Annotated in this window: 2 protein-coding genes; both read left to right on the forward strand. The window is 43.4% G+C overall.

What is annotated here, in order from left to right; all coding sequences use genetic code 11:
• On the forward strand, positions 1-661 hold a 661-nt coding region (galE, locus tag GMD4S_RS09645; protein WP_000530587.1), incomplete at its 5' end, for a UDP-glucose 4-epimerase GalE.
• Positions 609-825: glycosyltransferase (locus GMD4S_RS13085; RefSeq protein WP_443255799.1), on the forward strand; the 217-nt coding region annotated here is incomplete at its 3' end. The genes galE and GMD4S_RS13085, both read left to right, overlap by 53 nt.

Raw genomic sequence — 825 nt, forward strand, 5'->3', positions numbered from 1 at the left:
CATCATCTTCAGTTCTTCTGCGACAGTTTACGGAGACCCTCATACAGTTCCAATCTTAGAAGATTTCCCACTTTCAGTGACCAATCCATATGGTCGTACTAAGCTCATGCTAGAGGAAATTTTGACGGATATCTACAAGGCAGACTCAGAATGGAACGTGGTATTACTTCGTTACTTTAACCCAATCGGAGCGCATGAAAGTGGAGACCTAGGAGAAAATCCAAATGGAATTCCAAACAATCTCTTACCTTATGTTTCACAAGTAGCAGTTGGCAAACTAGAGCAAGTGCAAGTATTTGGAGATGATTACGATACAGAAGATGGAACTGGTGTTCGTGACTATATCCATGTCGTAGACCTGGCCAAAGGTCACGTTGCAGCTTTGAAAAAACTCCAAAAAGGTTCAGGTCTTAATGTTTATAACCTTGGAACTGGGAAAGGTTACTCCGTTCTTGAAATTATTCAAAACATGGAAAAAGCAGTGGGACGTCCTATTCCTTACCGCATCGTAGAACGCCGCCCAGGTGATATAGCTACCTGCTACTCAGACCCAGCAAAAGCCAAAGCAGAACTGGGCTGGAAAGCAGAACTCGACATCGCCCAAATGTGTGAAGACGCATGGCGTTGGCAAAGCAAGCATCCAAATGGATTTGAAGACTAAGATGATGATTTCAATCATTGTCCCATGTCTAAACGAAGAGGAAGTACTTCCTCTTTTTTATCAGTCTGTGGAAGCTCTGCTTCCTGACTTGGGAGCAGAGGTCGAATATGTCTTTGTAGACGATGGCTCAAGCGATGGGACTTTAGAGCTTTTAAAGACCTATC

The organism is Streptococcus sp. GMD4S (genome assembly GCF_000296955.1).